This window comes from Pedobacter frigiditerrae (genome assembly GCF_032678705.1).
Classification (GTDB): Bacteria; Bacteroidota; Bacteroidia; order Sphingobacteriales; family Sphingobacteriaceae; genus Pedobacter; species Pedobacter frigiditerrae_A.
Genome location: NZ_JAVTSS010000001.1, coordinates 1,205,360 through 1,223,427, shown reverse-complemented (window position 1 = coordinate 1,223,427; position 18,068 = coordinate 1,205,360). Strand labels below are relative to the sequence as shown.

Sequence of the window (18,068 nt, the reverse complement as noted above, 5' to 3'; positions counted from 1 at the left end):
GATTCCCTTTATACCAAGATGTCATCCGTAAAACTTAGAAAAGAAAAAGACTGCCTTAACTGTGGCCATATAGTTGAAGAACATTTTTGCCCGAAATGTGGCCAAGAAAATATTGTAACAAAAGAGGATGCCTTTCACATGGTAACTCATGCAATTGCAGATTATTTCCATTTTGAACATAAGTTTTTCGGTACCATCGGACCGCTACTTTTAAAACCAGGTAGACTAACTAAAGAATATGTTGCAGGGAAAAGAATGTCGTCCATCCACCCTATTCGCCTATATATTTTTATAAGTATTGTTTTTTTCTTAGTGGTTTTGGGAGGGAAAAAATTTGGCGAGAATAGTGAAGCAAATGAAGATAGAAAATCTACTGCTGACACCACTAAAACTGTTCCAAAGCCTCAAGATACCTTAGCAAAGAAAAAACTTACTGCAGAGGAAATAAGCGAAATTAAAGAAAGCCTTAGATATGTTCCTAATGCTAATGGTTTGCGTGACAGTATCATTAAAAAAACTATCGAGGAAGCAACTTCTGGAAAAAAAGAAAATGAAGGTGCAAGCATTAGATTTGGAGGCAAGAAAAAGAAAGGGTTTTCAAATAAGTGGGCTACCAAGGATACATCTGTTGTGCAATATGAAAGAAATCAAGCATCGTTGGCAAAAGACAAAAGGGACGGTTTTATCAAACATTATTTCATAAAAAGAACGATAGAATTAGAAAAATATGAAAATCCAGAGGAGAAATTTTTAGAAGACTTTCTTCATAACATCCCTAAAATGATGTTCTTGCTCTTACCTATGTTTGCCCTAATATTGAAGCTGGTTTATATAAGCAAAAAGAGGTATTACTATGAGCATTTAATCTACTCCTTCCATTTACATTCGGCAATTTTCTTGAGCATTTTGGCCACCATGTTATTGCAGTGGTTATTTAGTTTTATATATGAAATTGATGCTTGGTTAGGCATTTTGTGCGGCATTTACATCATTTGGTATATCTATCGCTCATTAAGAACTTTTTATGGCAGCACAAGGTGGATAACTGTTTTGAAAATGTTTTTCTTAAGTTTTGCTTACAATATTGTACTTACCATTTGTTTCTTAGTTGTTATAGCGGTAAGTTTCGTAACGATTTAACATAAAATATGTCTGGCGGAAAATACAGAAAAGACCATAATTGTTTAAACTGCGGATTTCTTGTTGAAGAACATTATTGCAGTAGATGTGGACAACCTAATTTAGAGCTCAAAGAAAATTTTTGGCAATTCATAAGTCACAGTATTGCTCATTATTTTCATTTCGACAATAAGTTTTTTCAGACATTAGTTCCATTATTAACTAAGCCAGGAAAGGTTACATTGGATTATTTAGCAGGAAAAAGGGCTAGGTACATCAATCCAATTAGTATGTACATTTTCGTTTCCATTGTTTATTTTTTGGTTGTTTCGCCACCTAAAGCTATAGAAAAAACAAAAAAAGAAACTAAAACAGATATTGCGACAGCACAACAAAAACAAAAAGCAATATTAGATAGCATTGGTGAGCCTCTAGCTCAAGCAGGAATTGGAAAAGAGTTTTCTGAAACAACTCAACAAGCCATAAAGCAAAGTTTAAATGAGGAAACTTTTAAGTCATTGACTTTTAAGCAACAAGACACTGTCCTTAAAAACCTTAAAACTTCTTATCAAACTAATAAAACCGACTCCTTATCAGAAGTTATTAGTAAGCTAAACGCAATTCATATTATAAAAAATGATAGCACTTATGCAGCCTACTTAGCAAGGCAAAAAACCTTAGGAACAGACGAAAAAGATAATTTTATAGAAAGATATGTGGCGAAAAGAAGAATAAGTATTGGTCAAAATGCTGATATCATAAATGAGAAATTAGAGCACAATCGTCCTAAACAATATTTCCTTTTCATGCCTTTAATGGCATTATTTATCATGTTTAATTTTAGGAGGAATCATATTAAATATTTAGACCATCTAATATTTACAATTCACGGTATGACCGCTTTTTTTATGGTTTCGATAATTATTCAACCATTAAGGAGGGTCTTACCAGAAAGTTTATCACTTATTGATTCTTGTTTAGGAATTGGCATTATAGCATGGATTTGCTGGTATCTTTTTAAAAGTTTAAAGATATTTTATCAGCGTAAAACATCTACAACAATCTGGAGAATGCTTTGGGTTATCATTTTATATGTTATTACCTTCAAAGTTTCAGAAACTATTATGATGAACTTGATTTTTTATCTTGCCACCTAGTTTTTCTAAACTCATTAAAGATTTTAGAAAAACCTTGGTTAACAAACTATGAGTGTTTTTTAGTTCGAGGCGAATTAACTTTGTTCCTAAACCCTGCCTGTCCGGCAGGCAGGCTGATGGTAACGAGCACGAAACGAAGTGAAGTAAAGTGGACAGCAGGACTAATTATTGATAGAATTACAGGACTTTCATTTTCAAAAAACATAAAAAAAACCGATACTAAATTAGCATCGGTTTATCTTTTTATATTTTCAATTTATCTTTTATTGATATCTACGAAATCCATGTCAACATCGCCAACATAAATTTGACGAGGACGACCTATTGGTTCTTTGTTTTCATGCATCTCTTTCCATTGTGCAATCCATCCTGGTAAGCGACCTAATGCAAATAATACTGTAAACATATCAGTAGGGAAACCTAATGCTCTGTAAATGATACCTGAATAAAAATCTACGTTTGGATATAATTTACGGTCGATGAAATATGGGTCGCTCAATGCAGCCTCTTCTAATTTTTTAGCAATTTCTAGAACAGGGTCATTAATGCCTAATTTCTCTAGGATATCATCGCAAGCTTTTTTAATGATTTTAGCTCTTGGGTCGAAGTTTTTATACACACGGTGACCAAAACCCATCATACGGAAAGGGTCATTTTTATCTTTTGCTTTGTTAATCCATTTTTCAGTGTCGCCACCATCTTCCTTAATCAACTCAAGCATTTCAATTACCGCTTGGTTTGCACCACCATGTAGTGGACCCCAAAGTGCAGCTATACCTGCAGAAACTGAAGCGTATAAGTTACAATCTGAAGAACCAACCATTCTTACAGTTGATGCAGAACAGTTTTGTTCGTGGTCTGCGTGTAAGATTAGTAAAGTATTCATTGCACTAACTACAACTGGGTCAATTTCTATCTCTTCTGTACGTTGACCAAAAATCATATTCATGAAATTGGTTACATAATCATATTTATTTTTAGGATAAATAAGTGGATGACCTAAAGATTTTTTGTAAATGAATGATACGATTGTTGGGAATTTTGCCAACAACTTAATCATTGTTAAATTCATTTCTTCCTGTGAAGAATTTGCATTTAACGATTCAGGATAGAAAGTGGATAGCGAACACACCAATGAAGCTACTTGAGCCATTGGATGAGATTTAGAAGGATAACCATCTAAAAATTTCTTCATATCTTCATGAATTAGCGTGTGCTTGCTAATGTCATTTTGAAAACCTTCTAATTCGTCTTTTTTAGGCAGTTTACCATAAATAAGTAAATAGGCAACTTCTAAAAATGTAGATTTTTCTGCTAATTGCTCGATAGGATAACCACGATATTTTAAAACACCTAATTCTCCGTCTAAAAAAGTAATTGCGCTTTTGGTTGAGCCTGTGTTTTTGTACCCAAAATCTAATGTGATGTGACCAGTAAGGTCTCTTAACTTCGAAATATCGATGGCCTTCTCACCTTCTGTTCCAGTAATAACCGGAAACTCGTATGTTTTACCGTCTATCTTAATTTCTGCAATAGCTGACATATATTCTTAATAATTTATAATAACAAAAATAGTTAATCTGATTTTAATTAATTGCGTTTAAACCTAACAAAGCTGTTAAGTTAGTGTTAATTTGCGTTTTTTAATAAACTTATTTGGCTTTTATTTCTTCTATCACTGCACCACATTCCATCATCTCACTTCCATAGTATGGATTTTGTATTTTTTTCTCTGAAGCAAGCCAATCTCCACCTTCTCCTTTGTTTGCCATTGGGCAATGTTGTACAAAAATTGCTCCTTTAGTAAGCTCAGCATGTTTAAACATTGCAATCACATCAGAACTTAATGAAGTAAACTCTTTGCGCTGTTCTACAATATCTTTTGCTGCTTCAATTTTATTCGCAGTTATAGCAGTATTCTCACATCCGGTATAATTTTTAAGCTCAGCACCAAGAGCCTTTGCCGCAACTTTAGCTTCATCTTGTTTTGAAGATACCAATGCGTTTTTTAATGAGATGTAAGAAGTATAGATGTTTTGAAGTTTAACATCTTTAAAATCTGGAGCAACCGTAGCTATCACTTCAGTTTTATGATTTGTAGTATCTTTTCCTTCTGCTGTTTTTTTGTCTGCACTATTACAAGCCATTAACAGTATTAAGGCTCCCATTCCGAAATATTTTTTCATTTATATTTAGTTTAATCACGATATCATTTCAGAAAATGTACCGCTGTTTTCATAGATTTTGTTTCCGGCTCAAAATAGCATTTATAATTTTAAAATAACAAAAAAGCCTCCGAAATATCGAAGGCTTTTAATAAAATTAGATTTTAATTATAATTAGAAGTTATATCCAATTCTTAGCGCATATTGGCCATTTACAGGTTGGTAAGTTGAAGAAGAACTATCTTGTTGATAACCTTCGTAACGAATGCCAATTTCAAGACCATTGTTAAATTCATATCCTGTTCCACCACCAAAAATTAATGAAGTTTTAGAACCATCTTGAATGGCAAATCCAGCACCAATATTAGCTGACAGATACATTCTTTTAATTGGAAATACTTTTACGCCACCAATGGCTGGGATAAAATCATAATCTGCAATTGCAGGGAAATTATCACGAGTAAATAGTCGGGTGTAACCGCCAGATGCTGTTAAAGCAACATAAGGAGACAAATCTAATTGCAATCTAACATCCGCTCCTAAAGCATAACTAAAAGGAGAAGAATCTCTTGTAATACCTGCACTAGCCCCGACACCTATTTTGAATTTGATATCAGAATTCATTGTAGACATGGTAGAAGTTTGTGCTTTCGAGTTGAATGCAGTTAAAGATGAAATTGCAATAATCGCAATCATAAAAATTTTAGTAATTGTTTTCATAGTTCAAAATTTTAATACGGATGAATTTTTGTTTTTGTTAATTCATTTACGTGTTAAAACTTCGATTGGTTTTAAAAACAAGGAATATTTTTTGAAATAAATTAAACCTAAAAGGCTTAAAATAGAAAGCTAATTTTTAGCTATAGAAATTACATCTATAGAAAATAGGTAAATGCCAATAGAAATTGATTAGCTCTTGATTGATAGTTTATTGATTTTTTACTTTGCTGATAAGCTTCATATTTAATTCCTAAATCATAACCATTCAAAAAGCGATATCCGAAACCACCACCATAAGTAAAGTTAGTTTTAACACCTTTAACGATTCCAAAACCAGCGCCAACTATACCAACGCTGTAAATACTTTCAGTTATTGGAAATATTTTTATTTCTAGTTTTACAGGAATAAAATCATAATCTTTTATAGGGCTAGTATCCTTTGTAAGCAAACGAGTATAACCAATCACTAGGTTTAATGCTAACTCATCTGAAGGTGAATATTGGATTTGAGGATTTAAATTAATTGCATAGCCAAATGGAGATGCTTTTGTTGTTATCCCGAAACCACCGCCAATGCCAAATTTCACTTTTGTAAAATCATCATAACTTTGAGCTTTTAAGTTATACGTAAGAACTAGTAAGGAAATAAAGGAAACAATAATTTTGTTATTCATTGAGGGACATTAGCATTTAAATATAACAAAAAAGTCCCCTTAAATTTTACTTAAGGGGACTTTTGAATACTATTTGATTTGATTACAATTTAAAGCCGTAAGCCAAACGTATACCAACGTAACCATTAGTACCGCCTGATGCTATGCCTTCATATTTTGCAGCTAAATCTAACCCATTGCTCCAAGCATATCCTAAGGCAGGAGAATAAACAAAATCAGTACCGCTGTAATCTCCCACACCAAAGGCAGCACCAGCTTCTGCTAAACCATAAACACCAGCACCAGTATCATTGAAGAAATATTTAAGGCCAGCTTTTACTGGAATGTATCCAAAACTGATGTCTCCATAAGCATCTTTATACTGAATATTTGTATAACCTGCTGTTATCGGAATAGATAATTGTTTGTCAACATCAAATTGATAACGTAAATCACCACCTATTGCAAAACTCTGTCCAGTGCCAACGCCAGCACCAACATTTAAACCGATCCCAAATTTAGGTGCCGATTGTGCATTTGCGTCAATTGAAAAAAATAAAGCCAGTGCAGCTGCTGCAGAAGCTAAAAATTTAGTTGATTTTTTCATTTTTAAAATACTTTGGTTAAGTGTTTTTTTGTTTTTGTAAGCATTATTGCTCGTTAATATAAATTTAAACAAAAAAGAAGCCAGAAGGTTGACGAAAAATTCAAATAGTTAATAACATATTAACATTCAATACTATAGCAGATATGAAATTGAGCGAATAAAAATTGAACTTTAACTATAAGTTAACGCATTTAATTAATAGTTAGTAATGATGAGATGCTGCACATTTCTATCGTTACGGCCTTTAACATTATATCTATAATTTTTATCGAAAGTATTTATTTTAACTGTGGAATGAGTATATATCTCTCGGATGAAAGAAGTTTCTTTAATTATAATCATCCATTTTGCTGCGATATTGATTAGAAAATCTGCTAATCTTTTTTGGTCGTGCTGTGTAAATGTACTCTGGTCGTATTCAGAAAACTCGCTGTCATAAGGCGGGTCGAGGAATATAAAATCAGTTGGCTTTAAATCGATAGACTTTAAGAATACTTCGAAATCCAAATTAGATAGGCTCGAGTGTTTAAATAACTTGATGATTCGCTCACCAAATATCTTATCTACTTTTTTCCTAAAGTTCTTCCGATTATAAGCGATTCCCCCATAGGGAATATTAAACTCACTTCGTTTATTGAACCTAAACATCGAGCCATAACAAAATTCTCTCACAAAATACCAATTGGCACTTGCTTTTGAATCTACCAACACTATCTGTTTTTTATGCTGTTTATTGAGTAATTCCCTAAAAAACAAATAAACTCCTCCTCTCAACCCTGTTTCAAAATGTGCTTCTAATTCATCAATCGTAAATTTTCTATTTTCCCTTACGGATATATTTCTAATTCTTTTGGTTTTACCTGTAATGCTTGCTAAAACCGTCTTTTGGAATAAGGGGAAATCAATTATAAAATCAGATTCGTTAAATATTAAACTTGATTTAAATACTGATAAGAATTTTGTAAGTAAGGTTTTCTCAAATTGCTCAATTAAGCATTTACCTTTTACATATTTGATAAAATCTACTGAGCAAGTTTTCCAAAGTTCGGCGCAAATTTCAGTTAGTTGCTCCCAAGCATCTACATATTTGAGAAGTCCGGTTTTGAACTCTTCATTACCAATTTGGTTATAAAAGTTAATTAGGTCTGAACTTTTATCGTTAATGAAGGACTGAACACTTGGTTTTAAGGCAAAAAAGACACCACCACCACCGAAAAATGGCTCAATATACCTGTCGAATTTAGGAATATGAGTTGCAAATAAACCAAATTCATCAAACTTCCCTCCCGTCCATTTAAGTAATGGCCTTACCTTTGTATTCATTCAGCGAATATGCAATTATTTTGAATCAAATTTAGGAACTGTTTAAAACGAATGTATGTTTTTTCACAAAGTACAATTATTGTTATTAATGACATCATAAAGCTCGTAAGACTAAAAATTAAAACACATTGGCACATAATTAATATAGAAAAAATGCTCAGACCTTGTTTTCAAGTTTCTATTACCTAAACTGCAGGCAGGTATGGTTAAAAATCAAACGGTAGTTTCAATTATCCCAGAGAGCCTGCCCCGAAATTTCGGGGGATAAAATATCTATAGGAAATTACAAAGCATGCATTCGACCCCAGCTGGGGTCGCACACCATAATTGCGTAATAGCTATAGATATACGACCTCGCTGAGGTCTAAAATAAGTCCTAATAATTTTGTTCCGAACAACGTTGGCGAGGACACCAACAAGGGATAATTCCAGCGTTGGCGTCCTCGCCAACTTATTTATAAATCTAATAACTTAAACAGCTGCCTCTACCAATTTAATTACCCTTTCTTTTAAGAAATTGTCATTAATATCAAACCAGTTGATTTGAATACCATCTTTTTCCATCTTTCTGAAAAAGGTCATTTGCCTTTTGGCAAATTGACAAATTGCAGTACCTAATCTTTCCCTTAGTGTTGCAAAGTCTAATTCATCAGATAAATAAGAAGTGATAAATTTATATTCAAGGCCATAAAAAATTAACGTCTCTTTAGAAATCCCTTTATTCAACAAAGCTTCAACTTCTTCAATTAATCCAGATTTTAGCCTTAGTTCTAGCCTTTCTAAAATTCTTTTCCTCCTGCTTTCTACATCGCTTTGTAAGCCAATAATAAAAGAGTTAATGACTGGTCTCTCAATTTTCTTTAACTGATGATGACTTAAAAACTCTGCTATTTCAATTGCCCTTACCAACCTTTTGGAAGATGAATAATCTACATTTTTAGTTAATTCTTTTGGGTACTTGTCCAGTCGTTGCAACAATTGATATTTTTCTAAATACTGAAGTTCAACTCTCAAATCTTCATCTTTTGGAACAGCGGTAAATTGTTGATTTTGTAATAGACTATGGATATACATACCTGTTCCACCACAAAGAATTGGGTTTACATTTCGTTCAGTAATATCGGTATATGCTTCATAAAAATCATTTTTAAATGCATCTACATGATATTTATCGCCAGCTTCTTTAATGTTAATCAAATGATATGGAATAGATTTTCCATTAACCAGATATTCATTTAAATCTTTACCGGTGCCGATATCCATATCCCTAAAAATTTGGCGACTGTCTGCACTGATTATTTCTCCATTAAACTTATCGGCCAAAGAAACAGCCAATTTTGTTTTACCAGAAGCAGTTGGACCTAAAATTATGAGCAAAGGGTTAGACATTTTAGAGGTATAAATGATACTTTAAATTGCCTGTATTAAATAGTTTTAAATAACCATTTGATGCAAGGAAATCATCCAAATTTAAAATATTTTGCGCTTCAAATGCGGTTAAAATTGTTTTCGGCAAACGATGTGGAAAATATCGGATTAGCTTTTCCTCATTTACATATAAAAAAGCTGGCGGAGTTGTTTCACTAAGTTGAAAACCTAATTTATTATAACCCTTGCCTAAAGACCAATCTCTATCGGCGTAGCTCATTAAATCATCAATCTTAACCTGTTTTAAAAAGTGCTTTATTAATTTACTTAATCCTCCTACAATAGTTAATCCATCAATAGAGGCAAAACGAACTAATTCTGCTGATAGATAACTTTCTCCTTTACTTTTCATCGGCCTTGCCTCGCTAAAACTGGCTACGGCAATTAATTTATCATTATCCATTAAACCAAAATGACATTTGGCCTTTATATAACCTTGTAAGTGGTTATCATTTAAAAAACTAGAAGCTTGTTTTAAATTTAGAGCGGCAATTTTAGCCTTACGACCGTGATAGCTTTTGTTTAATCCTAAAAATGAATTTATCCTGCTTAAGACTTGAGTCCTTTTTGTTAACCAAACATCTTCCCAAAGTTGAATCAGTAATATATTCTCTTTTTGATATTTAACTTGAAGCTGAGTTAATTCTTCTGGATTAAAATCATTATCCAACGGTATCAAGTGAATTAATAATTTTTGGTCAAAAGAAATAATAAAATGATGTTCAGCACATTGTATTTGTGCTTGGTGATAAATACCTTGAACAATTAAAAAAAAATCTTCTTGCCAAAACGGATTTATACCCACCCCTTTTGTTTAAAATTAGTAAAGTTTAAGCCCATGGCATTAATAATTTGTTCCAATAACTTATCATCGAGTTTTGTGATAGAAAAACAAGAACCATCATCTATTGAATGACTTAGCAAATCTGGATGTAAAATTTTATTAAAATCAGTTTCTTCAATCATTGATAATAAGCAAAATTTCACCGCATTTTCTTCAATTGCAACACTGGCAAACGGAGAAACCTCAATTTTATCACCATTAGCATCAAATAACTTTTCATTCCAAAGCTCGTAAACAGTTTCGCTATTTACTCTAGCAGTAAATCCGTTAGCAGTATAAGGCTGAAGATTTGCTCTAATGGTCTGGAAAATTTCTACAAAATCGGTTTTCATAAGCTTAGCTTTTTTGCTTAGTAGAACACTAAATTAGCATCAATTGTTCATTTAAACAATTTATAAATTTTTCCACCATTTAATTTTTGGTAGATTATTTTCCAAATTAAAGGTTTCGCCGAGCTGTGGCGTTAACACATCAATGTTTAAATCTTTAGCACTTTTAGTAACTCCATTTATAGATTCATCCCAGTTATGCAGGGCTAATCTGTATTTACCCCAATGCACTGGAAGTAAGTATTTGGCTTTTAAATCGATACTGGCTTGTACCACTTCTTCTGGAAACATGTGAATATTTGGCCACATTTTATTGAACTGTCCACATTCTAAAATCGCTAAATCAAATGGACCGTAATTCTCTCCAATTTCTTTAAAATGAAAATCATAGCCAGAATCGCCCCCTAAATAAACATTGTTATTTTTGGTTTTAAGGATAAATGAAGACCAAAGTGTTTGGTTCCTTTTAAATAATCGTCCAGAAAAATGTCTAGCTGGCATAGCTTTAAAAGAAATATTTGCCATGGGCGATGTTTCTTCTTGCCAAGCTAATTCCGTTATTCTTTCAGATTCAATTCCCCAATGTTCTAAATGAGCGCCAACACCAAGAGAGGTAATAAACTTTGCATTTGAATTTTTCAATTTTAAAATAGCATTGTAATCTAAATGGTCATAATGATCATGGGTAATTAAAATAATATCTAAAGGTGGAAAATCTTCGATGTTTACAAAATCAGTCCCAGCAAATCTTTTTGTTCCTAAAAATTGGAATGGTGATGTTCGTTCACTAAAAACTGGGTCAACTAAAATATTTTTTCCATCAACCTGAATTAAATAAGAAGAATGGCCAAACCAAGTCAGTTTGAATTGCTCTGAATTACTAAAATCTGGTTTTAGATGAGGAATTATACTTTTCGGAGTTCCATCTTTATTGCCTGCAATTACTTTAGAAAGCATATCCCAATAAGAAACTCCTTCAGGCTTAACGGGTGTAAAACTTTGGTTCTTAATCTCTCCGTCTTGATAATTAGGGAGTTTCTTAATCTTTTCTAATCTATCTCCAGTAGGTAATTTACCAAATACAGGTAAGTTGATTACAAAATAGGTAACAAGAACTAATAAAATAGCTATGGTTAAGAAAGTGTACATTTTCAAGTATTAATATTCTACAATGATATGTACAATTTTGCTGACGTGATAGCTCCAATTCTCAAATTAAAGTAAATAAAAAAGCCTTCAACCAATTAAGGTTGAAGGCTCGTATATAAATAAGGTATATTAATTTTTGGGTTGAACTCTACCACTTTTCACGTCTCTAGACCTACCGATTACATAACCGGCACCAGCACCTGCTAAACCACCAATTATTGCACCTCTACCATCTTTTTTATCAATTAACACGCCACCTAATGCACCAACTCCAGCACCTATTGCAGTACCTTTTGCAGCGCTACTCCAACCTTTTTTCTGTGCTGCAGTAGTTGTACCAGCAGATGATGTTGTGGTACTACCGCTAGAAGAATAGCTTGATGATGCACTTCGTCTTGCAGCAGCTAATTCTGCTTGGTGTTTTTGTTCTTTTAACAATTCTTGTTTAGCAACTTCTGCTTTTTTAAAGCTATCTAATTTTAAACTATCTCTAACTGCAGCCATTGCTTGCTCTTTTGCTAATGCTTCTTCTTTAGCACTATTGCCACATGATGCTAATCCTATAGCCAATGCAACCATTGCGAATATCTTTTTCATTTCTGTATATAATTTAGTTTGTAATTATTATTCATAGTGTAAAAATGATGCCAAGATTGATTATTGTTGATAACAAAATTTTAAATCTTAAGAACAAATTCCACTACTATTTACATAACAACTATAATAGAAATTAGTTTTACGCTTTTTAAATCGTATATTTGCGCAACGGAATATCAATATACTTTTCTCTACACAAACCTACTGCAACAAGCCAATTGTTTCAGCATTGCTATCTTTAGCAGGACAACCGTGACCTTGCCAGATAAAATATACATCTTGACTAGTTCAATTTTAACAACGTTAAAAAGTCAACAAAAAGGTAAACCAGAGAATAGTCAGTTTTTACTTAATACAATATTATATGGCAAAGTCGCAGGCTACCTTCATGAAAAAACAGCTAGAAAAAAATAGACAAAAAAAGAAGGAAGAAAAATTAGAGCGTAAGCAAGAACGTCAACAAAACTCTACAGGTGGAGATTTGGAAAGCATGATGGCTTATGTTAATGAATTCGGTGAGATAGTTTCTACTCCACCAGAAAAGAAATAAATATTAATGCAGCTCCCGCCCTATCCGCGGGAGTTTTGATTCTAAACCAAAATATTATCTAATTCTTACAATTTGATAGATGATTTAGGATTGAAAAATTATATCTTGCCCCATAGCTAAGGAAGTATTTATACATGAAATTAACCATTTGGGGTGCAGCACAACAGGTAACTGGAAGTATGCATTTATTGCAGACAGAAAATTACTCGATACTTATAGATTGCGGTCTTGATTACGAAAGAGACACTTATCAGGAAGAGAATCAACGTTTTCCTTTCAATCCTGCAGAGATTGATTTAGTTATTTTAACCCACGCACACATAGACCATTCAGGTAATTTACCAACGCTTGTGCGAATGGGATTTGAAGGTCAAATACTTTGCACACCACCCACTGCAGATTTAGCAGAATTACTTTTGTTAGACTCTGTAAATATCTTCCTCAGTAAACAAACCAAAAGAAGCAAAGGCCGAAGAGGTCATCATCATGCTGGTCCAGCGCCATTATACTTGCAAAAACATGTAATGGAAACGGTAGATAGGTTTATTACCATTGGTTTTAACAAGCCTTTTAAAATAAATGGAAGTATAGAATTAACTTTTGTACCTGTTGGACATTTATTAGGTGCTGCTGCTGCAATTTTAAGCATTACAGAAAATGGAATAACAAAGAAAATTGGGTTTACTGGAGATATTGGCAGAAAAAACTATCCAGTTTTAGTAGACCCTGAACCACTTCCACAATTAGATTATTTAGTTTGCGAATCTACTTATGGAGGTAGGCTTCATTCATCAGACACTACGCTGGAAGAAACCTTAATAAAAACCATTCAAGAAACTTGCATTAAAAGTCCTGGTAGGTTATTAATCCCAGCTTTTAGCATTGGAAGGACACAATCATTAGTGTTTACCTTAAATAAAATATTTAGTACAGGATTACTACCTCCAGTTCAAATTTTTGTAGATAGTCCATTGGCAAATCACGCCACTGAAGTCTATAGAAAGCACCATACATTGGTAAATGATGAGGCTAAACAATTCTATCAAACCAAAGGTGATGAATTTGAATTTGACAATTTAATCTACGTTCACGATAGAAAAGAGAGTGAATCTGTGATGAATTATTTGGAGCCTTGCATTATCATCTCATCAGCCGGAATGCTTGAAGGAGGAAGAATACAAGACCATTTGTATCATAATATCCAGAACTATTATTGCACCATTTTATTTATCGGTTTTTGTGCAAAAGGTACTCTCGGAGATAGACTTTTACGTGGCGACCCAATTATTCGTTTAAGAAATAGAGATTTAATGGTTTATGCTTCAATTAAAAAAACTGACCTATTAAGTGGACACGGAGACCATAAAGATTTGGTAAATACAGTAAAAAACCAAGATTTAACCAAATTGCAAAGAGTCTTTCTGGTTCATGGAGAAACAAAAAGTATGGAATTACTATCAACCGCTTTAATTGAAGAAGGATATCAGGTAACTATACCAGAAAAAGGTGAAGTAATTGAACTTTAAACGACTAAAAACACGTTAAATTTTGCATTTCTAATAGGCTGTCCTTTAATCGAAAGCGTTTCGCCTTTGTAATCTCTTAAGGGTTTAATTACAAACGGCTCCTCTGATTTATCAAATTCTTCGAAAGCAATTTTTAATCTGTCGATGTAAGTATCAGCATTTACTTTCCACTTTTTATCTTTGTACCAAAAATAAGCAAAAACATTTCTAGTGCCTCCTTGCATTTTTCCATCAAGCCTAATGTAGCCAATGTTAGCTTTTTTTAAAGGCTCTACTGCTTTTTTATAAAATGTTTTAAAGTCTTTAAATTCTGGAATTGTATTCGTCTCGCTCATTTATTTGAATTTTGCGCAATTTACATCATTTACCTTTCAAATAAAATTAATGGTTATATAGAAAGACTTAAAAATCCAAAAAATATCCAATGATGATTTGGAAAACTGCAGTTTCTACATTATGGCTGGCTGTAGTCCTGCCATTCGCTGTAGCCCTCATTGAAATAATTCGGGGCTGTCTCTTCTGTCAGGTTTAACAACAAAGTATCTGCATCTAGCAAACTGCAAATTTTCGTACTGTTTTTGCCAAATAGCCCCAGTTGCAGCGTTACCCTAGAACGAGGAAGAATAACTGCCTGTCCCGATTCTTCGGGAATGCGAAGCGTAAAAGCGCAAAGCGGGAGCAAATTTTGTGTTTTGCTCAGGTGTTGCTCATCTAATTGTTAGACTAAGCAAAATTCAAATCCTGCTTTTGTTTTCTTTTAAGAATTAGCGCACTAATTAAAGTAATAACAATTCCAACCGGAAAAATCTCCATATAAGTAAGTAGAACTACCATTATTGGGCTTTTATATAAATTCTTCATACTGTTAATTCCAGCTATTTGTTCAGTCATTTCTGCACTGGTTAGCTCTTTATTTAGTTTTATCTTTTCGATGCTTTGAGCAGTCATAACTTCCATAAAATCTGGCATAAAATTGTAATAAGCAATTAACCAAGTAATTACATACATTGTAGAGGCAATAAACGAAATTGATAATCCAATTTGTAATGCTTTCCAGAAGGTGATATTTCCGTTGTTGAACTTATCCCTGTAATTTTTTATGCCAACAAAAACGAAAATGAAAGCCAATATCATTACGGTAAAGCCTAATACCATATTGCCTTCAAAATCTTGCTTGCTATAGCAAATTGCAGTTATTGATATTAAACCACTAACGATAAGGCCTGAGATTAGGCCAAAAATTAAAATGTTCTTTTTCATGTTTTGATAATTTATTTTCTGAACACAAAGTAAGTTTAAGCCAATTTAATTCCATTCATACTTTAGTATGATTTGATGAAAACTAACCTAGATTAATACTAAAGTATGAATCAGTAAGAGATGATGGATAGGTTTTTGGCTAGTTCTATCGCTTGCGTTCGGCGTTTTACGTCCATCTTTTCAAAGATTCTGCTAATGTGCGTTTTGATGGTATTTAAGGAGATAAATAATTTGTCGGCAATTTCTTGATTACTTAAACCATTTGCCATCAGTTGTAGCACTTCAATTTCTCTGTCGCTTAATCCCAAATTATCAGCGGCTGCTCTATTGAATTTAAATTCATCAACTCTGTTTATGAAAACTTCTTTTTCGATTATTCTAGTTTCAATTCTTGGCTTAGCCAGTTTTAGTGCTAACCATATTCCCAAAATGGTAAAGATTAAAGCAATTGCTCCCGCATAAATTTCAAAAGAATGCTGAAATATCACATAACGTATTTCGAGCCATTTAATTAAAGCCAATAAAAAAGCAAAGCTGATGCCGTATAATATGGTTTGTTTATAATTTTTAACCTGCAAAGACATAATGTTAGCTATTTATAAAACTAACTGTTGAAATAGTTTTTGCAAAGTTTCTTCTGCATTTATACAAAAACCAGGATGCACTTTAGATGCCTGAACAACGGTACTTCTGGTAGCTGTTAACCATCTAAACCGTGATGGCATATCAAGCTGACCAATTGGTCCACCTTCCAATTCTCCACAACAAATTTTCTCAATTGATTTGAGATTTGACAAAATAATATCAGCCTCAATTTCGCAAGAAAATGCTTTTAATCTATTCTCATTTACTTCAAAAGCGCATTTTAAAAATTTTTGACCAGCACAGTATAAAATTACCCCAACATTGAGAAATTCTTCACGCTCTACCCTAGGCACAACGCGAATTACAGCATATTCAAATAATTGCTTTTTTTGCATTTTGTGCTTCTTTTACAAAAATTGCTGAATTGGCAATTCTTGTGTTTAAAAATAAGGCGTAAGCTTCTCTTTGCGCTTGGCTGGTTTTGAAAATATCTTCATTTAACCATTCATCTGGTATTAAATTCAGAACTTCTTGTATTAAACTCGGAGTTAATATCGTTTTAAAACTTTCATCAACTTCGTTTAAAAATTCTGCTTGCGGTAAAAGAACATGGTCTTTAACTAACATAAAAGGTCGTTTGGCTTGTTCTTCCCAATTTTGCCATGAATGATGAAAATACAAAGATGCACCATGATCTATTAACCATAATTCTTTATGCCAGAACAACATATTTGTGTTGCGAGGAGTACGGTCCATATTGGTTAGTAAACAATCTAACCATACGATTTGAGACGCTAATAGTGGTTCTATCTTAGTAACGGTTGGGTCGTAAGTTATTGCTCCAGAAAGATAATGCAAGGCTAAATTTAAACCTACGCTTGCCTTTAGCAAATCTTGAATTTCCTCATCAGGCTCGGTCCTACCGAAGGCTTCATCTAAATTAGCAAGAACCAGTTCTGGAACTTTCAAACCTAAGATACGAGAAATCTCTCCTCCAATTATTTCAGAAATTAATGCCTTATGACCCTGTCCTGCTCCACGAAATTTTAATACGTAAAGAAAACCATCATCAGCTTCTGCGATTGCGGGCATAGAACCACCTTCACGTAAAGGAGTTACATATCTAGTAACATTAACAGTTCTCAGTGGGTTAATAGTATTTGCCATTTGTTATAGCCAAAAATAGCAAAATTTGGCATTTTTGAGCATAAAAAAAGCATCCTAAATTTAGGATGCTCTTTATAATTTATCACTAATTAATTCTGTTGAATAATATGATATTTGGCTGTTGTAGTATTTGCTGCATCAAACCAAACTGTATAAATTTTACCTGAAAGAAAATTTGTTCCTGCGATATTTCCTGTAATTCCAGAACCTAGAACAGTAAAATCCAGACCAGCACCTGCATCTAATGTAGCATATCCACTTGTTAAATTACCAAAACCTAAACCTGTTAAAACACTAGCGCCACCTGTAACACTTAAATTTAAGGTATTATTTAATGCTGAACCGAAGTTAGCAAACCTAACTTTTACCTTGCCCGAAGCAGGTGCAACAGTATCATCTCCAGCGCCAGTGATTACACCTGTACCTGCTAAATTAGTATAATAAAATGCAGTGTAAGTCCCATTTGTTTCTAAGCCAACATTTAATGAAGCGGTTGTGGTTGTAGTACCAGTATTTTTGAAAGATATAATTGTATTTCCTGCTTTTAATTTAATTAGTGGACTAGTTTCCGTATAAGCAACAGCAGTTGTGCTTAGCTTAGTATCGCCCTGATAGAAGTCTTGAGAATTTGAGCCTGAAGCGGTATTTGTTACTCTAATATTAGCATCTCCATAAACCACTGGCTCATAGGTATCCTCATTTTTTTTACAAGATGAGATTAAGACTGAAATCATACAAAACACAGTAAGTACAAGTGCAGGTTTATTATAAAAGGTTTTCATGTGTTTTTAGTTTAGTGAATAAATTAAATACAATCAATTATTAAGCCAGCTGCATATTTAACAACCTACTTGTTTAAACAAAACTAGTGGTTTATCTCTTCATTCCA

21 protein-coding genes are annotated in these 18,068 nt (G+C 33.1%); 4 read left to right on the top strand and 17 right to left on the bottom strand.

Going from position 1 to position 18,068, the window contains the following annotated elements:
* Positions 1-18 precede the first annotated feature (18 nt).
* Positions 19-1,140, top strand: coding sequence for a DUF3667 domain-containing protein (locus tag R2Q59_RS04795; protein ID WP_316784066.1), 1,122 nt, complete (start codon positions 19-21; stop codon positions 1,138-1,140).
* An 8-nt stretch (positions 1,141-1,148) separates the two neighbouring features.
* A complete protein-coding gene (locus R2Q59_RS04790) occupies positions 1,149-2,276 on the top strand; it encodes a DUF3667 domain-containing protein (protein ID WP_316784063.1) in 1,128 nt (375 codons plus the stop codon).
* A 256-nt stretch (positions 2,277-2,532) separates the two neighbouring features.
* Here the strand turns inward: R2Q59_RS04790 and R2Q59_RS04785 are convergent, their stop codons facing one another.
* The 11 genes from R2Q59_RS04785 to R2Q59_RS04735 form a co-directional block, all read right to left on the bottom strand.
* Positions 2,533-3,819 (bottom strand): citrate synthase, encoded by a 1,287-nt coding sequence (locus tag R2Q59_RS04785; protein ID WP_316766317.1) that lies wholly within the window; start codon positions 3,817-3,819, stop codon positions 2,533-2,535.
* Positions 3,820-3,928: 109 nt separating this feature from the next.
* Entirely contained in the window at positions 3,929-4,462 is a 534-nt protein-coding gene (locus R2Q59_RS04780) for a DUF3347 domain-containing protein (RefSeq protein WP_316766315.1), read from the bottom strand.
* A gap of 153 nt (positions 4,463-4,615) precedes the next feature.
* A complete protein-coding gene (locus R2Q59_RS04775; RefSeq protein WP_316784062.1) occupies positions 4,616-5,161 on the bottom strand; it encodes a hypothetical protein in 546 nt (181 codons plus the stop codon).
* A gap of 155 nt (positions 5,162-5,316) precedes the next feature.
* The gene (locus tag R2Q59_RS04770) at positions 5,317-5,835 is read right to left on the bottom strand and encodes a hypothetical protein (RefSeq protein WP_316784060.1); all 519 of its coding nucleotides are present in this window, start codon (positions 5,833-5,835) and stop codon (positions 5,317-5,319) included.
* Positions 5,836-5,917: 82 nt separating this feature from the next.
* The gene (locus tag R2Q59_RS04765) at positions 5,918-6,421 is read right to left on the bottom strand and encodes an outer membrane beta-barrel protein (RefSeq protein ID WP_316766306.1); all 504 of its coding nucleotides are present in this window, start codon (positions 6,419-6,421) and stop codon (positions 5,918-5,920) included.
* 195 nt (positions 6,422-6,616) lie between these two features.
* Entirely contained in the window at positions 6,617-7,744 is a 1,128-nt protein-coding gene (locus tag R2Q59_RS04760) for a DNA adenine methylase (RefSeq protein WP_316784058.1), read from the bottom strand.
* Positions 7,745-8,215: 471 nt separating this feature from the next.
* Positions 8,216-9,121 (bottom strand): tRNA (adenosine(37)-N6)-dimethylallyltransferase MiaA, encoded by a 906-nt coding sequence (gene miaA / locus R2Q59_RS04755; protein WP_316784056.1) that lies wholly within the window; start codon positions 9,119-9,121, stop codon positions 8,216-8,218.
* Positions 9,122-9,134: 13 nt separating this feature from the next.
* Positions 9,135-9,977 (bottom strand): hypothetical protein, encoded by an 843-nt coding sequence (locus R2Q59_RS04750; RefSeq protein WP_316784054.1) that lies wholly within the window; start codon positions 9,975-9,977, stop codon positions 9,135-9,137.
* Positions 9,968-10,348 (bottom strand): hypothetical protein, encoded by a 381-nt coding sequence (locus R2Q59_RS04745; RefSeq protein ID WP_316784052.1) that lies wholly within the window; start codon positions 10,346-10,348, stop codon positions 9,968-9,970. The genes R2Q59_RS04750 and R2Q59_RS04745 overlap by 10 nt, the downstream gene beginning before the upstream one ends.
* 60 nt (positions 10,349-10,408) lie before the next feature.
* On the bottom strand, positions 10,409-11,494 hold the full coding sequence (locus tag R2Q59_RS04740; protein ID WP_316784050.1) for an MBL fold metallo-hydrolase: 1,086 nt from the start codon (positions 11,492-11,494) through the stop codon (positions 10,409-10,411).
* A 129-nt stretch (positions 11,495-11,623) separates the two neighbouring features.
* Positions 11,624-12,091: a YMGG-like glycine zipper-containing protein gene (locus tag R2Q59_RS04735; protein ID WP_316784048.1), complete on the bottom strand. Its 468-nt coding sequence runs from the start codon at positions 12,089-12,091 to the stop codon at positions 11,624-11,626.
* 364 nt (positions 12,092-12,455) lie between these two features.
* Here R2Q59_RS04735 and R2Q59_RS04730 point away from each other — a divergent pair, with 364 nt between their 5' ends.
* Positions 12,456-12,641: a hypothetical protein gene (locus R2Q59_RS04730; RefSeq protein WP_055133765.1), complete on the top strand. Its 186-nt coding sequence runs from the start codon at positions 12,456-12,458 to the stop codon at positions 12,639-12,641.
* A 134-nt stretch (positions 12,642-12,775) separates the two neighbouring features.
* On the top strand, positions 12,776-14,167 hold the full coding sequence (locus R2Q59_RS04725) for an MBL fold metallo-hydrolase (RefSeq protein ID WP_316784047.1): 1,392 nt from the start codon (positions 12,776-12,778) through the stop codon (positions 14,165-14,167).
* On the opposite strand, the gene R2Q59_RS04720 is transcribed toward R2Q59_RS04725, so the two are convergent.
* From R2Q59_RS04720 to R2Q59_RS04695, 6 genes are all read right to left on the bottom strand, one after another.
* Positions 14,164-14,502: a hypothetical protein gene (locus R2Q59_RS04720; RefSeq protein WP_316784045.1), complete on the bottom strand. Its 339-nt coding sequence runs from the start codon at positions 14,500-14,502 to the stop codon at positions 14,164-14,166. The two genes, R2Q59_RS04725 and R2Q59_RS04720, sit on opposite strands and share 4 nt — an antisense overlap.
* Before the next feature lie 388 nt (positions 14,503-14,890).
* Positions 14,891-15,427, bottom strand: a complete 537-nt coding sequence (locus R2Q59_RS04715; protein ID WP_316784043.1) for a DUF4199 domain-containing protein — start codon at positions 15,425-15,427, stop codon at positions 14,891-14,893.
* A gap of 110 nt (positions 15,428-15,537) precedes the next feature.
* Complete coding sequence (locus R2Q59_RS04710) at positions 15,538-16,011, bottom strand: response regulator transcription factor (protein WP_316784041.1); 474 nt, start codon at positions 16,009-16,011, stop codon at positions 15,538-15,540.
* 12 nt (positions 16,012-16,023) lie between these two features.
* Positions 16,024-16,407: a DUF3037 domain-containing protein gene (locus R2Q59_RS04705; RefSeq protein ID WP_316766274.1), complete on the bottom strand. Its 384-nt coding sequence runs from the start codon at positions 16,405-16,407 to the stop codon at positions 16,024-16,026.
* Positions 16,385-17,179: a HipA family kinase gene (locus R2Q59_RS04700; RefSeq protein WP_316784039.1), complete on the bottom strand. Its 795-nt coding sequence runs from the start codon at positions 17,177-17,179 to the stop codon at positions 16,385-16,387. Before R2Q59_RS04700 ends, R2Q59_RS04705 begins: the two co-directional genes overlap by 23 nt.
* Positions 17,180-17,268: 89 nt before the next feature.
* Positions 17,269-17,961 carry a DUF4397 domain-containing protein gene (locus tag R2Q59_RS04695; RefSeq protein ID WP_316766271.1) on the bottom strand — a complete coding sequence of 231 codons (693 nt, stop codon included), beginning with the start codon at positions 17,959-17,961 and terminating at the stop codon, positions 17,269-17,271.
* Positions 17,962-18,068: the final 107 nt, after the last annotated feature.